General features: G+C 65.5%; 12 protein-coding genes and 1 tRNA gene. 12 read left to right on the forward strand and 1 reads right to left on the reverse strand.

All coding sequences use genetic code 11. From position 1 onward, the window contains the following. Positions 1–63: 63 nt before the first annotated feature. The 6 genes from ggt to AC56LW_RS21075 all read left to right on the forward strand — a co-directional run bounded on the left by ggt (position 64) and on the right by AC56LW_RS21075 (position 10,052). Positions 64–1,836 (forward strand): gamma-glutamyltransferase, encoded by a 1,773-nt coding sequence (gene ggt, locus AC56LW_RS21050; RefSeq protein ID WP_499637316.1) that lies wholly within the window; start codon positions 64–66, stop codon positions 1,834–1,836. A 24-nt stretch (positions 1,837–1,860) separates the two neighbouring features. Further along, complete coding sequence (locus AC56LW_RS21055) at positions 1,861–2,208, forward strand: hypothetical protein (RefSeq protein WP_499637318.1); 348 nt, start codon at positions 1,861–1,863, stop codon at positions 2,206–2,208. A 542-nt stretch (positions 2,209–2,750) separates the two neighbouring features. Beyond that, positions 2,751–7,049, forward strand: a complete 4,299-nt coding sequence (locus tag AC56LW_RS21060; protein ID WP_499637320.1) for a hybrid sensor histidine kinase/response regulator — start codon at positions 2,751–2,753, stop codon at positions 7,047–7,049. Between the two features lie 44 nt (positions 7,050–7,093). Continuing rightward, positions 7,094–7,756 (forward strand): response regulator, encoded by a 663-nt coding sequence (locus AC56LW_RS21065; protein WP_499637321.1) that lies wholly within the window; start codon positions 7,094–7,096, stop codon positions 7,754–7,756. Positions 7,757–7,882: 126 nt separating this feature from the next. Then, positions 7,883–9,520 carry an AMP-binding protein gene (locus AC56LW_RS21070; RefSeq protein ID WP_499637323.1) on the forward strand — a complete coding sequence of 546 codons (1,638 nt, stop codon included), beginning with the start codon at positions 7,883–7,885 and terminating at the stop codon, positions 9,518–9,520. Between the two features lie 7 nt (positions 9,521–9,527). Continuing rightward, entirely contained in the window at positions 9,528–10,052 is a 525-nt protein-coding gene (locus AC56LW_RS21075; RefSeq protein WP_332533409.1) for a MarR family winged helix-turn-helix transcriptional regulator, read from the forward strand. Position 10,053: 1 nt separating this feature from the next. On the opposite strand, the gene AC56LW_RS21080 is transcribed toward AC56LW_RS21075, so the two are convergent. Next, positions 10,054–10,128: transfer RNA gene (locus AC56LW_RS21080), tRNA-Arg, on the reverse strand. A 228-nt stretch (positions 10,129–10,356) separates the two neighbouring features. On the opposite strand from AC56LW_RS21080, the gene AC56LW_RS21085 reads away from it, so the two are divergent. From AC56LW_RS21085 to AC56LW_RS21110, 6 genes are all read left to right on the forward strand, one after another. Beyond that, a complete protein-coding gene (locus AC56LW_RS21085; protein WP_499637325.1) occupies positions 10,357–12,258 on the forward strand; it encodes an ATP-binding cassette domain-containing protein in 1,902 nt (633 codons plus the stop codon). A 39-nt stretch (positions 12,259–12,297) separates the two neighbouring features. Further along, a complete protein-coding gene (locus AC56LW_RS21090; RefSeq protein ID WP_499637327.1) occupies positions 12,298–13,035 on the forward strand; it encodes a CAAX prenyl protease-related protein in 738 nt (245 codons plus the stop codon). A 36-nt stretch (positions 13,036–13,071) separates the two neighbouring features. Then, complete coding sequence (gene epsL, locus AC56LW_RS21095; protein WP_499637329.1) at positions 13,072–14,286, forward strand: XrtB/PEP-CTERM-associated polysaccharide biosynthesis outer membrane protein EpsL; 1,215 nt, start codon at positions 13,072–13,074, stop codon at positions 14,284–14,286. A gap of 185 nt (positions 14,287–14,471) precedes the next feature. Further along, positions 14,472–15,272: a polysaccharide export protein EpsE gene (epsE, locus tag AC56LW_RS21100; RefSeq protein WP_332533413.1), complete on the forward strand. Its 801-nt coding sequence runs from the start codon at positions 14,472–14,474 to the stop codon at positions 15,270–15,272. A gap of 119 nt (positions 15,273–15,391) precedes the next feature. Continuing rightward, positions 15,392–15,874 carry an MgtC/SapB family protein gene (locus AC56LW_RS21105; RefSeq protein ID WP_332533442.1) on the forward strand — a complete coding sequence of 161 codons (483 nt, stop codon included), beginning with the start codon at positions 15,392–15,394 and terminating at the stop codon, positions 15,872–15,874. Between the two features lie 482 nt (positions 15,875–16,356). Next, entirely contained in the window at positions 16,357–18,351 is a 1,995-nt protein-coding gene (locus tag AC56LW_RS21110; RefSeq protein WP_332533414.1) for a heparinase II/III family protein, read from the forward strand. The last annotated feature ends 23 nt before the right edge of the window (positions 18,352–18,374 follow it).

Below are 18,374 nucleotides of genomic sequence, written 5' to 3' on the forward strand. Positions count from 1 at the left end.
ATGTCTTCGATGTCGGGCGCCTGGCCTAAGGTCACGCGCCCGTTTGCTATTTTGGAGAACCGTTTGAACACACTCAGCAAGCTTGCGCTCGCCCTGGCATTGGCCGGTGCGACGACGCCCCTGTGGGCCCAGGATTCACTGCAGGCCGCGCCCGAAGCGGCGACCGGCTACACCGAGAAAAATGGCTGGCAGGCCAAGAAGTACATGGTCACCGCCGCCAATCCGCTGGCGGTCGAAGCCGGCTACCAGATCCTGCGCCAGGGCGGGGCCGCCATCGATGCCGCGATTGCCACGCAACTGGTGCTGACGCTGGTCGAGCCGCAATCGTCCGGCATCGGCGGCGGCGCGTTCATGGTCCATTACGACGGCAAGCAGACTCAGGCGTTCGACGGCCGCGAAACCGCGCCAAGCAAGGCCGACGAGCACCTGTTCGAACGGCCCGACGGGACGCCGCTGTCGCGCACCGAAGGCGTGGTCGGTGGCCGCTCGGTCGGCGCGCCGGGCGTGCTGCGCATGCTGGAACTGGCGCACCGCCAGCACGGCAAGCTGCCGTGGAAGGCGCTGTTCGCCCCAGCGATCCGCTTGTCGGAGCAGGGCTTCAAGGTCAGCCCGCGCATGCACAAGATGCTCGCTGGCGAGACCTTCCTGATCAAGGACCCGGTTGCCGCTGCCTATTTTTATGACGCGGCCGGCAAACCATGGCCGGTTGGCCACGTCCTGAAGAACCCGGCGCTGGCCGCTACGCTGCGCGAGATCGCCGCCGGCGGCGCCGACGTGTTCTACACGGGCCGCTTCGCGCGCGACATTGCAGCCAAAGTGGCCGCGCACCCGACCAATCCGGGGCTGCTGACGGCCAAGGACATCGCCGATTACCGCCCCAAGGTCCGCAAGCCCGTCTGCAGCGACTACCGCGCCTACACCGTGTGCGGCATGCCGCCGCCATCGTCGGGCGGGATCGCCGTGGCGCAGATGCTGGGCATGTTCGAGACCTTCGACATGAAGGCGCTTGCGCCGAAAGACGGCGTGCCGGGCGCGGACGCTGTGCACGTGTTCTCGGAAGTAGGACGCCTGGCCTATGCCGACCGCAACCGCTACGCCGCCGACGCCGACTTCGTGCCGCTGCCGGGCCGTGGCATCCCGAGCCTGATCGACAAGGGCTACCTGACGGCGCGCGCCGGGATGGTGGGCGCACGCTCGATGGGCGAGGCCAAGGCCGGCAAGCCGCCCGGGATGGAAGTAGCGTGGGGCACCGACAACGCGATCGAGACGCCGTCGACCTCGCACGTCTCGGTCGTCGACGGCAATGGCGCCGGCCTGGCCATGACGACGACGATCGAAGACGCGTTCGGCTCACGCCAGATGGTCGACGGCTTCATGCTGAATAACCAGTTGACCGACTTCTCGTTCAGCGCGCGCGACGCCGATGGCCCGGTGGCCAACCGCGTCGAAGCGAACAAGCGGCCGCGCAGTGCGATGTCGCCGACGATCGTGTTCGACCGCGCCAGCGGCAAGCTGGTGCTCGCCATCGGCTCGCCGGGCGGCCCGGCCATCATCAATTATGTGGCCAAGGTGCTGGTGGGTACGCTCGACTGGGACCTGAACGTGCAGCAGGCGATCGCGCTGCCGAACTTCGGCAGCCGCAACGGTCCTACCGAACTGGAGCGGGGCCGCTTCCCCGACGCCACGCTCGACGTGCTGCGCGCACGTGGCCACGCGATCCGGGTCAGCGAGCAGACGTCGGGCCTGCACGGCATCGAGCGTGTGATGGTAAAAGGCGTGCCGATGTGGTTCGGCGGTGCCGATCCGCGCCGCGAAGGTGTTGCCAGGGGCGAATGACGTAGCGCTCGAGAGGGAGCCGGCTTGAATGTGCCGGCTTTTTTATTTTGTGAGACGCAGAGTTCTGAATGCGTAGCGAAGCACTTGCGGCAGCGTATCCAGATCGACGTATTGGTTCAGGAGTTCGATCCGGAGCTTCTTTTTGCCGCCGAAGGCCGCGGAAAGCCGGGCGGCGAAGTCGATTGCCAGCCTCTGATGTATATCCTGGGGATATTCGTCATTGAAAACCGGACTCCTGAATGTTTCTCTGGCATCGTTATCGATGATCAGGCATTCCGGACCCCGGACCATCACGATCAATCCATGGCCACCAGTCGAATACTTGGGGAAATGAGGAGGCTCGGGGTTGTTCCGGATTTCGTACCCATGTAGCAGATAAAAGATTCGGCACGCATTGTCGCTTGTCCAGTTCAAGGAGCGGGTCGTGAAGGATTCCTGGCAGCGACTGTGCAAGTAGAATACCGCTCGTGCTGCTGAGCAATGCGACGGCGATGAGTTGCTGAAGGACGGTAGAACGCATGAGGTGGCCTCTTGATGCGGTAAATTGGACCTGACCAGAAGTCGCGTTGCTTGAAGTCCGAGATCCAGATTCGTCCATCCCACTCCAAGGTTGGATGAAAGACGGGATTCTCGGCCGGTACAAGCGTCACGATATTGGCGTTTCGCAAGACCAGGCGTCAGGTGGCAGCGATCCAGCGCGGTTGGGGCACACAAGCGACAATCTGCGATAAATTCTTGCCATTTCTATCCCATATTTGCCTCAAGACAAGCAGAATTTGCTAACCTGCTGGCGTGACGAACAAACAGAAAACCAGACCGGGCGTGACAGAAGAAGGTGCGCGCGACGCCTGCCGGGGCGGGATTCTGCACGCCGCGCGGCGCGGCGATGTGCTGGCCTTGTTTGCGGCGTGACGATGCTGCGCACGTTCCTGCTCCTGGCGCTGCTGGCGCTGACCGCGCTGTGCGCACCCCTCACGCGCGCTGCGGCTCCCGAACCGACGCTGCGTTTCGAGCACCTGTCGGTGCAGCACGGTCTGGCGCAGGAGTCGGTGCTGTCGATCCTGCAGGATGCGGACGGCTTCATGTGGTTCGGCACCCAGTCCGGCCTGTCGCGCTATGACGGTTACCGCTTCGTCAACTACCGCACCGAGATCGGCAACCCGCGCAGCCTGGCCAGCAACTGGGTGCGCGCGATGCTGCTCGATCGCCACGGACGCATGTGGGTGGGCACCGACGGCGGCCTGAATCGCTACGATCCGGCTACCCGCAGCTTCACGCTGTATGCGCCCAACGAGCCGGCGCGGCGCGGGGCCGGCAACCGCCAGATCAAGACGATGATCAGCGATGGCCAGGACGGTCTGTGGATCGGCACCGCCGACGGGTTGCAGTATTTCGACATCGACACCGGCAAGTTCACCGTCTGGCACCATGTCCCGAACGATCCGCGCACGCTGCGCGGCGACGGGATCCAGGCGCTGGCGCTGGGCGGCGACGGGCGCCTCTGGATCGGCAGCGCAGCAGGCCTGGACAGTTTGAGCGCGGACCGCCAGCGCATCGAGCACCATGCGTCGGACCTGGCCGGGCGTGCGGTTCCCGTACACGCACTGCTGGTCGACAGCCAGCAGCGGCTGTGGGTAGGCCGCTATGGCGGGCTCGAACGCCACGGCCCGGGCGGGCCGGGCAAGGGCGCGCCGCGCCGCTTCGGGGCAGGCGATGGCGTCGGCAACGAATGGATCACGACCCTGCGCCAGGATGCCGATGGCACGGTGTGGGCGGGCACGCATGACGACGGGCTGTATCGCTGGCGTGCGCAGGGCGACCGCTTCGACGTGTTTCGCCATGCGGTCGCCGATCGCCACAGCCTGGGCGACAATTATGTCTCGGCACTGTACCGCGACGACGTCGGTACGTTCTGGGCCGGCACCTGGTATGGCGGCGTCTCGCGCGTCGACCTGGGCGGCGGTGGATTTGCCCGCATCGTCGGCCGTCCCGGCGATGCCCATTCGCTGGCCGACAACAAGATCCGCGCGCTGCTGCAGGACGGCGACCATCTGTGGCTCGGTTCGTCCACGGCGCTGCACCGGTTCGATCCGGCCACCGGCAGGGCCGACGTGTACCGGCACGAGAAGGACAATCCCAACAGCCTGATCGACGTGCCGGCAGCGGCCATCGTGCGCGATCGCGCCGGCCTGTTGTGGATCGGCAGCCGCTCGGGCGTGACGAGCTTCGATCCCGCCACGCGGCGCTTCCGGCGCTACATGCTGCCGGGCGACGCCGACGCCAACCAGGTGCGCTCGATGCTGGTCGATCGCGACGATGTGATCTGGATCGGCACGCGCGGCGGCATGCATCGCATGGCGGCCGGCACCCGCGCACTCACGAGTCTGCGGCATGACCCGGCCAAGGCGACCAGCCTGTCGGACGACACCGTGCGGCCGCTGCTGGAAGACCGCCGCGGACGCTTCTGGGTCGGCACGGTCTCGGGCCTGGAATTGCTCGATCGCGCCAGCGGGCGGTTCCGCCACTTCCGCCACGATCCATTCGACCCGAATAGCCTCAGCCACAACGAAGTGCAGTCGCTGTTCGAAGACAGCCGCGGCGACATCTGGATCGGCACCGGCGTGGGCCTGAATCGCATGGCCACCGGACCGGACGGCGCTCTGAGTTTCACGCGCTACACCACGCGCGATGGCCTGGTCGACGATTCGGTGTCGGCCATCCTGGAAGATGCGGACGGACGCATCTGGACCAGCACGTCGAGCGGCATCTCGAGCTTCGACCCAGCCAGTGGGCGCTGGCGCAGCTACACGGCCGCCGACGGCATCAGCGAGGGCGCATTCTTCGACACGGCGGCGCTCAGGACGAGCGACGGCACGCTGTATTTCGGCGGCTTCAATGGCCTGACCGCGTTCGATCCACGCGCGATTCACGACAACCGCATCCCGCCGCGCCCGACCATCACCGGGCTGCAGGTATTCAACCAGCCGGTCGAGAAGGTATTCCCGGGCCTGTTGCCGGGACCGATCGAGCACGCGAGCGCGATCACGCTGCCGTCCGACGCCGCCGTGATCACGGTCGAATTCGCGGCGCTGCATTTCGCCGCGCCCGAGCGCAACCGCTTCGCCTACCGTCTCGACGGTTTCGATGCAGGCTGGGTCAATGCCGGCGCCGACAAGCGCTTTGCCACTTACACCAATCTCGATCCGGGCACCTATGTGTTCCGGGTGCGGGCGGCCAACAAGGACGATGTCTGGAGCGAAGACGTGGCCGCGCTGGCGATCACGATCGAGCCACCGCCCTGGGGTACGGCGTGGTTCCGGATCGGGATGATCATCCTGATTTGCGGCGCAATCTATCTGGGCATGCGCATCCGCTTTGCGAGCCTGCGCCACCAGAAGGAGCGTCTCGAGCACCAGGTGAGCGCGCGCACCGAGCAGGTCGAGCAGCAGAACCGCATGCTCGAACTCCAGACGGAGGAACTGCGCGAGCAAGAGCGGCGTGGCCGCCACCAGAGCAACGAGCTGGCGCGCGCCTACCGCGCCTTGCAGGACAACGAGGAAGTGCTGCGCCAGGCCAAGGAGCGCGCCGAGGATGCGACGCGCCAGAAGTCCGAATTTCTGGCCAATATGAGCCACGAGATGCGTACGCCGCTGGCCGGCGTGATCGGCATGCTGGGCTTTGCGCTGCGCGACCTGGCGCTGCGCGAGAACACGCGCGAGCAGATCCTGCGCGGCCAGGCCAATGCCCAGGCCCTGCTGGGGATCATCAACGACCTGCTCGATTTTTCCAAGATCGAGGCCGGCAAGCTGACCCTGGAACGGATCGACTTCGACCTGCACGCCAAGATACGCAATGTGGCCAGCCTGTTCGACGAGCAGGCGGCCATGATGGACCTGGCGTTTTCGGTGCTGGTCGATGACAACGTGCCGCGCTACCTGGCGGGCGATCCGACCCGCGTGCGCCAGGTGCTGGTCAACCTGGTGGGCAATGCCTTCAAATTCACCAACCGGGGCGGTGTGACGATCCATGTCGAATGCCGGCCCAGCGACCAGCATGGGGTGAGCAACCACCACATGATCCGCTTCACGGTGCGCGATACCGGCATCGGCATTCCGGCAGCGGCCTTGCCGCGCCTGTTCCAGAAATTCGAGCAGGCCGACACCACCACCACGCGCCGCTACGGCGGCACGGGCCTGGGCCTGGCGATCTGCCGCCAACTGGTCGAGCTGATGGGCGGGACCATCGGCGTGAGCAGCGTCGAAGGCGAGGGCAGCGTGTTCTCCGTGCTGCTGCCGCTGCGCGACGGCGTCGCGCCGGCCCACGTTCCGCACGTGACGCGCGCGCCGCACAGCCACCGGCTGGCGATTTTATGCGCCGAGGATTTCCCGACCAACCAGATCATCGCGCGCCTGATGGTCGAGGAGATGGGGCATGCGATCGACATCGTCGACAACGGCATCGAAGCGGTGGCAGCGTGCGCCCTCAAGCGCTACGATTTGATCCTGATGGATGGCCGCATGCCCGAGATGGACGGTGCCAGCGCCACGCGCCTGATCCGCGCCGGCGGCCCGCACGATGCGCCGGTGCTCGACCAGCACGTGATGATCGTGGCGCTTACCGCCAACGCCAGCGGCGAAGACCGCGCGCGCTACCTGGCCTGCGGCATGGATGCGTTTTTGACCAAGCCGATCGACGAAGCGGCGCTGCACCTGCAACTGGCGCGGGCGATCGAACGTCAGTTGCAGCGCGGGTTCGTGCTGCCGCTGATCGAGGACGGGCCTGTACCTGTACCTGTACCTGTACCTGCACCTGCGCCGGCTTCACCTACGCCGGCTGCACCTACGCCGGCCGCACCTACGCCGACTGCACCTACGCCGGCCGCCCTCGATGCGCTGTTCGGTGTGGCGGCGCCGGCGCCGCCTGCCGCGCGCGCCGACACTCTGGGGCTGCGCCTGCGCGCTGCATTCTGCAACGACCTGCCGCGCCGGCGCGCCGAGCTGGACGCCGCGCTGGCAAGCGACGATTTCGAGGCCGCGGGCCGGGTCCTGCACGGGCTGCGCGGCAGCGCCACCTATCTGGCCGAGCCGGCGCTGGAAACACTGTGCGCCGAACTGGAAGCGGCCGCCGACGGGCGCGACGCGCAGCGCCTGCGCGCGGGCTTGCCGGTCCTGGCCAGCTTCCTCGATGCCTTCGAAACGGGCGCCCCGTCCTGACACCTGCTTATAATGCAGGTTCTGACGAATCTGGTGGAGACGTGATGAACGTGCTGGTGGTCGACGATGACGTGGTGGCGCGCATGATGCTGATGCATCTGGTGGACAGCTGCGGCAGCCATGCGATCGTCGAAGCCGACGATGGCGCCGATGCCTGGCGTCAGCTCGAAGCGGGCCTGCGGCCCGATATCGTGTTCTGCGACCTGCGCATGCCGCACCTGTCGGGCCTGGAACTGCTGCAGCGCGTGCGTCACGACCCGCTGCTGGCGGCGCTGCCGTTCGTGCTGGTCTCGGCGGCGTCCGACAGCGCCACGATGGACGAGGCGGCGCAGGCCGGCGCCAGCGGCTACATCGTCAAGCCGTTCCGCCACGACGACGTGCGCGTCCAGTTCGAGCGCATGTTCCCGCCGGCCGATGCAAACGACGCGAATGACGAGGCTCCGGACGCCGTCGTGCGCCGGCTTGGCATCGACATCGAGCGTCTACGCGTGTATCTGGATGGCCTGGCGCGCCAGGTGCAGGCGGCGCAGGGTGGTTTGGCCGAAGGCGCAGAGGGCGCCGAACAGCTTGCGCGCCTGCGCGCCGGCTGTACCATGCTCGGCCTGCACGGCGCCGCCGAAGCGTTGGGCCGGGCGCCGCTGGCGGCAGGCCTGGCGCAGGCGCAGGCAGCGGTGATGCGCCAGATCGAGCGCGCGGCGCGTGCATGATGCCGACGGCCTGTCTGCCCGACAAAGTTCCTTGCTGCCGGTGTGCTTTGGACTTACAGTATCCTGCGGGTGTTGCCTGACCGGCGCTGCCGGTCGACTGCTTCGTTGTCAGCCGGGGATCACGCCATGAACGACGTCATCAGTGCAGCGCTGTGCCCCTCCGGCCACACCGATGGCTTCGCGCGCGCGCACTTGCCGCCGCGGGACACCTGGCCCGACTTTCTGTTCGATCTCCCCGAGCTGCAGTACCCGGAGCGCCTGAACTGCGCGAGGGCGCTGCTCGATGACGCCATCGCGCGCGGCTGGGGCGCGCGCACGGCGCTGATCGGCGCGCGCGAACGCCTGACCTACGCCGAATTGCTGGCGCAGGCCGACCGCATCGCCCACGTGCTGCGCCACGATCTTGGGCTGGTCACCGGCAGCCGCGTGCTGGTGCGCGGCGCGAACTGTCCGATGATGGCGGCCTGCATCCTGGGCGTGATCAAGGCCGGCTGCATCGTGCTGCCCACCATGCCGCTGCTGCGCGCACGCGAACTGGGCGCCATCGCCGACAAGGCGCGCATCAATGCGGTACTGTGCGCCGATGGTCTGGTGGACGAAGTCGATGCGCTCGGCCTGAAGGTGCCGGTCGTGGTGTTCGGCACGCCGGCGCCCGCTGCACCCGATGCGCTGGAAGAACGCATGGCCCGCCACGACGCCCCGTTCATCGCTGCCGACACTGCGCGCGACGACGTGTGCCTGATCAGTTTCACCTCCGGCACCACCGGCATCCCGAAAGGGACCATGCACTTCCACCGAGACGTGCTGGCCGTGTGCGACTGCTTCCCGCGCCACATGCTGGAGGCGCGCGCCGACGATATCTTCATCGGCACGCCGCCGCTGGCGTTCACGTTCGGGCTGGGCGGCCTGCTGCTGTTTCCGCTGCGCGTCGGTGGCGCGGGCGTGTTGCTTGAGCGCCTGAGCCCCGAGGCGCTGCTGGCGGCCATTGCCGACTACCGCGCCACCGTGTGCTTCACGGCGCCGACCTTTTATCGCCTGATGGCGGCGCAGGCGGACAGTTTCGACCTGACCAGCCTGCGCGCCAGCGTGTCGGCCGGCGAGCCGCTGCCGCTGGCCACGCGCGCGGCCTGGCAGACGGCCACTGGGCTGGCGATGATCGATGGGATCGGCGCGACCGAACTGCTGCACATTTTCATTGCCAGCGCGGGCGCGGCCATTCGGCCAGGCGCGACCGGCAAGCCGGTGCCGGGCTACCAGGCCTGCATCCTCGATGCCGACGGCGTACCTGTCGGCCCAGGCGTGATCGGCCGTCTGGCCGTGAAAGGCCCGACCGGCTGCCGCTACCTGGAGGACGAGCGCCAGCTCGACTACGTGCAGGATGGCTGGAACATCACGGGCGACGCCTACGAAATGGACGCCGACGGCTATTTCTACTACCGCTCACGCACGGACGACATGATCATCTCGGCCGGCTACAACATCGCCGGCGCCGAAGTCGAAGAAGTGCTGCTGCACCATCCGGCGGTGGCCGAGTGCGCCGTCGTCGGGCGGCTCGACCCCGAGCGCGGGCAGGTGGTCGAGGCCCACGTCGTGCTGCGCGCAGGGCAGGTGGGGTCGGCGGATCTGGCCTGCGAACTGCAGGAATTCGTGAAGGCGCAGATCGCGCCGTACAAGTACCCAAGGGCCATTTTGTTCAAGGAAAAACTGCCTCGCACCGAAACCGGTAAACTACAACGCTTTAAATTACGCACGAACGCAGATTGAGGACAGCATGCAGGAAGTGGATGGACGTGAACAAGACCCAGCGATGGGCGGGGCAGCCGAGCTGGACATGGAAAGCCGCCTGACGGACGAACATCACCAATCGCTGCGCCTGTGGCTGCGCATGCTGTCGTGCACGACGCGCATCGAGAACGAAATTCGCAGCCGCCTGCGCACGACGTTCGACATCACGCTGCCGCGCTTCGACCTGATGGCGCAGCTCCAGCGGCATCCGGACGGCCTGCGCATGGGCGAACTGTCCAAGCGCATGATGGTCACCGGCGGCAATATCACGGGGATTACCGATCAGCTCGAGCGCGAGCAGCTCGTGGTGCGGGTGCAGGATGTGAACGACCGGCGCGCATCGGCGGTCAAGCTGACGCCAGCGGGGCGCGCGGCGTTCGACGAGATGGCGGCCGTGCATGAGCGCTGGATCGAGGAAATGCTGGCCGACGTGGCGGCGGAAGACAAGGCGACGATGATCGCGTTGTTGTCGACGATGAAGCGCAGTTTGCGGGTAGATGACGGCGTGTAGCTGGTCCCCCCGACTGGAATCGAACCAGTATCCCACGCTTAGGAGGCATGTGCACTATCCATTGTGCTACGGGGAGGACGCCCGCGCCGCCAGGTACTGACGGCGCGAAGCAGGGCAAGCCTGCAGTCCGGCGGGCAGGCCCCGCAGGGCGGGCTGGTACCGTGAACCGGTTGCAATTATAGCCGGGATCGAAATAGAAATGCAGGTTCATGCCCGGCAGTCGGTACAATGTGCCCCTTAATCAATCAACGCACCTTTTCTTCCCGCGCCAAGAATTTTTCGCGCGACGAAACGCATACCGATCATGGCTGTCATCTCCATTAGTTCCGCTCAACTTGCTTTCGGCCACGTGCCGCTGCTCGACCACGCTGATTTTTCCCTCGAGACCGGCGAACGCGTCGGCCTCATCGGCCGCAACGGCACCGGCAAATCCTCGCTCCTGAAAGTCATCTCGGGCCGCTCGCGCCTGGACGATGGCTTGCTGGTCATGCAGCAGGGCGTCACCATCGCCTATGTCGAGCAGGAACCGGTGTTTGACCTGAGCATGACGGTGTTTGCCGTGGTTGCCGGCGGCATGGGCGACCAGCAGGCGATGCTGACCGAATACGAAGAACTCACCGGCAAGTTCGGCCAGGGCGACGACGACGCGCTGATGGAGCGCATGCATGTGATCCAGACCAAGCTCGATGCGAACGACGGCTGGAACCTGGCGCACAAGGTCGAGACCACGCTCGATCGTCTGAACCTGTCGGGCGACGCGCTGATGGGCACGCTATCGGGCGGTATGCAAAAGCGCGTCGCGCTGGCCGTGGCGCTGGTGTCGGCGCCGGACGTCCTGCTGCTCGATGAGCCGACCAACCACCTGGACTTCACGTCGATCAAGTGGCTCGAAAGCCTGCTGCGCGAATTCCGCGGCTCGGTCCTGTTCATTACCCACGATCGTAGTTTCCTGGACAACGTTGCTACCCGCATCATTGAACTCGACCGCGGCCGTCTGCTGTCATTCCCGGGCAATTTCACGACTTACCAGGCACGCAAGCAAGAGCTGCTGGCCAATGAAGAAGTCGAAAACGCCAAGTTCGACAAATTCCTGGCGCAAGAAGAAGTGTGGATCCGCAAGGGCGTGCAGGCACGCCGTACCCGCGACGAAGGCCGCGTGCGCCGCCTGGAAGCACTGCGTTCGCAGCGCGCGGTGCGCCGCGACCAGCAGGGCCAGATCAAGCTGGACGTCGCCACGGGCGAACGCTCGGGCAAGATCGTTGCCGATCTCGAGAACATCTCGAAGATGTATGGCGACAAGGTCATCGTCGACAACTTCACCGGCACGCTGATGCGCGGTGACAAGGTCGGCCTGATCGGACCGAACGGCGCCGGCAAGACGACGCTGCTCAAGATCATCCTGGGCGAAGAAACGGCCGACAGCGGCAAGGTCCGCCTGGGCACCAAGCTCAACGTCGCGTACTTCGACCAGATGCGCACCCAGCTCAATGAAGAAGCCAGCCTGGCTGACACCATTGCACCGGGCAGCGACTGGGTCGAGATCGATGGCCAGCGCCGTCACGTGATGACGTACCTGAACGACTTCCTATTCTCGCCGGAACGTGCACGTTCGCCGGTCAAGTCGCTCTCCGGTGGCGAGCGCAACCGCCTGCTGCTGGCGCGTCTGTTCGCCAAGCCGGCCAATTGCCTCGTGCTCGATGAGCCGACCAACGATCTGGACATCGACACGCTCGAGCTGCTCGAAGAACTGCTCGAGGAATACACGGGCACCGTGTTCCTGGTCAGCCACGACCGCACGTTCCTCGACAACGTCGTCACGCAGGTGATCGTGGCCGAAGGCGCCGGCAAGTGGCGCGAATTCGTCGGTGGTTATACCGACTGGGAACGCGTCAAGGCGGCCACGCCGGTGGTCCAGGCACCGGTCAAGACCAGCGCGCCGAAAGCGGACGACACGGCGGCCCCGGCCGCCAAGAAGGTCAAGCTGAGCTACAAGGAGCAACGCGAGCTGGAAGAGTTGCCGAAGCTGATCGCGACGCTGGAAGACGAACAGTCGGCCATCACCGCGCAGCTCAATGGCCCGGACTTCTACAAGCAGAACCCGGCCGATGCCAAGCGCATCAATGCGCGCTTTGCCGAAATCGAAGATTTGCTGCTCGACGCACTCGAGCGCTGGGAAACGATCGAAGCGCGCTCGCGCGGCGTGTAAGCAACAGGGGCGGCCAATGACCAGGCGGAGCGACTTTTCATGATCGACAACAACGAATCGCGCGCCGCCCGCCCAGCCGGCCCGGGGTCTGCGGCCCCTGCGGCCGACGAACCCTTCCTGACCCGCGCCGCCTGGGCGCGGATTCTGCCATTCGGCACCTATATCCTGTTCATGGTGATTGGCGACCTGCTCGAACGCATGGGCATGAGCCGGGCCGACCTGCGCTGGCTGTATCCGGTACAGGCCGGCGCCGTGCTGGCGCTGCTGGCCGTGTTCTGGCGCCAGTACGACGAGCTGCACCGGTTCAGTTTGCGCCTCTCGCACACGCTTGTTGCCATGGTCGTCGGCGTGATCGTGCTGGTGCTATGGGTCAATCTGACGCTGCCCTGGATGACGCTGGGCAGCTCGCCCGGCTACGATCCACGCACGCATGGCGAGATCGACTGGCTGATGGTGACGCTGCGTATCGCCGGCGCGGCGCTGGTCGTGCCCGTCATGGAGGAATTGTTCTGGCGCTCGTTCCTGATGCGCTGGATCGAACAGGCCAACTTCACACTCGTTGATCCGGCGCGTATCGGATTCAAGGCGTTCGTGATCCCATGCGTGCTGTTCGGCTTTGAGCACACGCTGTGGCTGGCCGGTATTGTGGCCGGCGTGGCGTATGGCGTGTTGTATATGAGGCACCGCAACCTGTGGTCGCCCATCCTGGCCCACGCTGTCACGAATGGGTTGCTGGGCGTCTGGGTCGTCTACACAGGGGGCTGGCAATTCTGGTGATTCCTCCGGTAGTACGACCCGTGGAAGACGACGACCATGCCAGCCCCTTCAGCGTTGCATCGCCTTTCTCCGGTCGCGCTGTGCGCCGGTGCCCTCTGGTGCTTTCCTGCAGGCGCGGCGTCCACGGCGCCAGCTGAAGGCATACAACTGCTCGCCGGCATCGGCTGGGCCCACGACGACAACCTCCTGCGCCAGGCTGACGGTGCGCCCGCGTTCGGCGGCGGGCGCAGCGACAGCTACCGCACGTTCGAAGCGGGTGTGGCGCTCGACCAACACATCAGCCGCCAGCGTATCGCGGCCACCGCCAAGGTGTCGAAGAATGCGTTCGATCGCTTCAGGCAGCTCGACTACACCGGCCACGACCTGCAAGCGACGTGGTTCTGGCACATCGGCACCCAGTTCGACGGCCGCGTCGAGGCGCTGGATATCCGCACACTCGCGCCGTATACCGACTTCAACAGCGACCAGCGCAACCTGCGCCAGCAGCGCCGCCAGGCATTCGATGCCGGCTGGCAGCTGCACCCGAGCTGGAAACTGCGCGCAGGCGCCGAGCGCGACAAGGCAAGCTACGACCTGGCGATCCAGCGCTTCAACAACCGCACCGAAAAGGCATTTGAAACCGAACTGCTGTACCAGCCGAGGGGCGGCAGCGCTCTGGGCCTGGTCGCACGCCGCGTTAAGGGCAGTTATCCGTACCGGCGGCCAGCCACCGCGACGATGCTGACAGACGATTTCACGCAGGACGAACTCAAGCTGCGTGTGAACTGGCTCGCCACTGGCTCGACCACGGTGCAGGGTCTGGCCGGTTACGTGCGGCGCGAGCAGCCGTCGTACGGCGAAGGCGTCACGAGCGGCGTCAACGGCCGCATCAATGCGTTCTACACGCCGCGCGGCGAGGTCAGCTATCAGGCGGGCGTGTGGCGCGAGTTCGCGCCTATTGAAAGCCCGTTGGTCAGTTACACGCTGAACAAGGGCGTCAGCATTGGCGTCAACTGGGCTGCCAGCGCCAGGCTGGCGCTCGAGGCCAGCGCGACCTACGAGCGCCGCAACTACACGGGGCGGGGGGACTTTTCCGGCGCCGACGCGCTGCGTGACGCGATCCGGTCGGCCAGCGTGCGCGCCGTGTGGCAGGCCCGGCCCGGGGTGAAGGTCGTTGCCGCGGTTGTCCACCAGGCGCGCACCGCGTCCGGGCTCGGCACTGGCAAGTTCGATGCGAACGTGGTGCAGGTCAGCGCCAATGTGTTGTTCTGATGCCGATCCTGCGGCCGTGATGTTGATGTTTTTTTTTTGCGGGAAAACGCGGATTGGTTGCGCTGGCGCTAGCGCAATCAGGCCAGTGGCTTTTCAGTGGAACCGATGGGTTGCTGACGCATCGAATGGCATGTCGGGCATGTGTTTGCCGCCCCGTTGCAACGATCAACGATGCTGGAGGAATCATGAAACGTATCGTCACATGGATGGTGGCCCTGGCGTTGATGCTGGGCATGGGCATGGGCATGGTCACAGCTGGCGCGGCCGAGGTGCTGCTGGGGCCGGGGGATGTGGTCAAGCTGTCGGTGTATGGCAGTCCCGACCTGTCAATCGAGACCCGCGTCAGTGAAAGCGGCCATCTCACGTTTCCGTGGCTGGGGCAGGTGGCCGTCGGCGGCATGCCGGTGGCGACGGCCGAGAAGACCATCGCAAGCCTGCTCGAAAAGGGCGGCTACCTGAAGCAGGCCCAGGTCAATATGCTGGTAACGACCCTGGCGAGCCAGCAGATTTCGGTGCTGGGCCATGTAAACCGGCCCGGGCGCTATCCGGTAGACGGCCGCCGGCGCGTGCTCGACATGCTGGCGCTGGCGGGCGGCATTCATAGCGATGGCGGCGACATGATCAGCCTGGTGCGCACGCGCGATGGCAAGACCCTGCGCGAGACCATCGATGTGGTCGACATGGTGCGCAAAGGCGAACTCGACAGGGATGTGGAAGTGGCCGGCGGCGACATCATCTTTGTCGAACGCGCGCCACGGGCGTATATCACGGGCGAAGTCAGCCGCCCGGGACCATTCCGGCTCGAGCGCGGCATGACGGTCCAGCAAGCCTTGTCGGCTGGCGGCGGCCTGAGTCCGCGCGGCAGCAGCAATGGCATCCGCATCACGCGCAAGGCAGACGGCGGGCAGCCAATCTCCCTGGACGCCCGTGCCAGCGACATCGTCCAGGTCGATGACGTGATCGTCGTGCGCGAAAGCTGGTTCTAAACGTCCATCGCCTTCGCGCCTACTTCGACGTTGCCACCAGCCCAACAGGGCCAGCGTGGCGACACACTTCTTGCATGGATGGCATCATTTCCTTGAAAACATTGATCAAGGATAGAGGCATGCAAGCGTGGTGGACAGAAAGCTGGGAGACGATTCAACACGAATTTTCCGATCTGGGCGATGCCGAGGATGTGACGATCATCGTCGTGCGTCTGCTGGTGGCGGCGGTGCTGGGTGGTTTGCTTGGCTATGAGCGCGAAACGAAAGGGGCTTCGGCCGGGTTACGCACGCACATGCTGGTCTCGGTTGGCTCGGCATTGTTCGTCTTGATTCCATTGCAGGCCGGCATGACGATCCAGGACCTGTCACGCGTGTTGCAGGGTGTCACAGCTGGTATCGGTTTCCTTGGCGCTGGCGCGATTCTCAAGCAGCGCGATCAGAACGATATCAAGGGATTGACCACTGCCGCCAGTGTCTGGATGACGGCGGCCATCGGCGTTTCCGCCGGCATGGGGCGCGAAGGCACGGCAGTGCTGAGCGCAATGTTTGGACTGGTGATCCTCGCGTTTGTTCGCTCGCCCAGCAAGCGCAACGCTGACTGACAGTGGGACGGCTGCGTACGCCAGTGACCCGGGTGTACGCGCCAGTGCGCCGAGGTCTCATGTGCGGTTCAAAGTATCAGCGCCGATGACAACTGCCTGATCATGCGATTCGCTGACCCGCTGTTGCACCGGCTATCTTGTTGTTGTTTGCCAACTTCTTGCTGCGGCAATGGCAAATGTGCCCTCGTTTGCATTCTTCCAGATGACAGCGTGGCGACCCACGCGGCATTCTCAAGCCCGGTCAAAACTGCCCGATTTTGTACCATCGTGGCAAGCTGCCCGTCCGCGAATACGCACCCCGAATCGTGCGTAGCTCGCGACACACTTGAATGTATTATCGGAAAAATTGTGCCTTTACCAAGTGCTTGAGCGCGAGGGTGCGGCGTTCATCGCCCCTACACCGGAGGTACGCTGCGATCCACGGACGCTTGGCGGCGGATGGCAATCGGTTGATGAGGCAGATTCTGCATGAAGGAAGCGCAATGAACGGAACAAACATGGTGTGGCTGGTCAACCGCCTGCGCTGCATGTCGGTGGCTGAGATGGGGTACCGGGTCCAGCAGGCCACTGCGATCCGGCTGGGGCGGAGCCTGGCGGGCCGCACGCAGTTGGCGCTGGCGCGCTCGGCGCCGCCGGCCGTGCCGACACTCAACTTGGGCGTGCGCGGTGCGCCCGAGCTCGATCCAGGCGAGGTCGAGGCGCTGCTGCTCGACGCCGAGCGCATCTGCGCAGGGCACGTCGTGCTGTTTGCCGATGGCCGCTTTGACGTGGGTGTGCCAACCGCGTGGAACCGCGACCCCGATACCGGTGTGACCGCGCCGGCCGTGTACCGGGGCGACCTCGCCATTACCGACCGCGAACTGGTGGGCGACATCAAGCATGTCTGGGAACTGAATCGTCACTTGCACCTCGTGCGGCTGGCACAGGCCTGGACGCTCACGCGCGATGCGCGCTGGATGGATGCGCTTGCGCAAAACCTGCGCAGCTGGCTCGAGCAGTGTCCACCGCTGACCGGCCCCAACTGGACCAGTTCGCGGGAACTGGGCATCCGGCTCATCAACTGGAGTCTGATCTGGCAATTGATCGGTGGGGACCGCAGCGCGCTGTTCGAGGGCGATGCCGGGCAGCGCCTGCGCGCGGACTGGCTCGGCAGCATCCACGCCCATTGCCGTACGATCGCGCGCCATCTGTCGCGCCATTCGTCAGCCAACAACCATCTGATCGGTGAACTGGCCGGACTGTACATGGGCGCCGTCACCTGGCCGTGCTGGAAAGAATCGCGCGATTGGCAGACGCTGGCGCAGAACGAGCTGGAAGTGGAAGCCCAGGCGCAATTCTCGCGCGATGGTGTCAACCGCGAGCAGGCCTTTGGCTACCACTTGTTCGTCTGCGAATTCCTGTTTGTTGCCGGCTTGCTGGCCCAGACCGGCGGCCACAGCCTGCGACCGTTTTCGCGTGCTTACTGGGGTAGTCTGCAGCGCGCGCTGCGCTTCTTGCGCTCGGTACGCGACGTCGGTGGGAATGTGCCGGCCGTAGGCGACGCCGACGATGGCTGTGTATTCCGCCTGGACGCCTCGGGCATGGACCGCGCTGCGCAGTTGCTGGCGCTGGGCGATACCGTCTTCGGCGGCCATGCCGACAGCCACCCCGGCGTGCGCTGGCTGCTGCACACGCTGCCGGGCGGGCGGCCCGATTGCGATCCGCACGAGGTCGATACGGGATGGGCCTTCCCCGATGGTGGCTATCTGCTGTTCGGCAATCGCTTTGGTGAAGCGGACGAAATCAAGGGCTTGCTCGACTGCGGCCCACTGGGCTATCTGGGCGTGGCTGCCCACGGTCACGCCGATGCGCTGGCGCTGGCCCTGTCGATCGCGGGTGAACCCTGCCTGGTCGATCCCGGCACCTATTCGTACGGCCAGGACGACAAATGGCGCGATTATTTTCGCGGCACGTCCAGCCACAATACGGTGCGCATCGACGGTGTTGATCAATCGGTTTCGGGTGGGCGTTTCATGTGGCTGCGCAAGGCCGTCGCCAGCATCGAGCGCATGCCGGCCTCGCCCCACGAATTCGATTTCCGTGGGTCGCACGACGGCTATGCGCGTCTGCCCGATCCAGTCCGCCATGTACGCAGTGTCCGCTTCGAGAGCGCCAGCAACACGCTGACCGTGCGCGACGAGGTGTCCGGCAAGAAGCCACACAAGGTCGAGTTGTTCTGGCACTTCGCGCCCGGGCTGGACGTGCGCCTGACCAGCAACGGCCTGGCCGTAAGGGGCCGCCGCTTCGTGCTGCAGATGCAGGCCAGCGGCGAGGACTTGCATCTGGAGCTGGTGCGCGGCGCCGAAAATCCGCCGCTCGGATGGTACTCGGCCACATACCAGTCCAAGGTGCCGTGCGACGTCTTGCGGATCTCGACCGTGTCGTCTGCCGTGCCGGTGGAGTGCAAGTTTTCCATCACGTTCATCGACGAAAAGTAGCGCACTGCCCGCAGCAAAGGCAC

The sequence above is a fragment of the Telluria sp. LT2P80 genome (assembly GCF_059685955.1).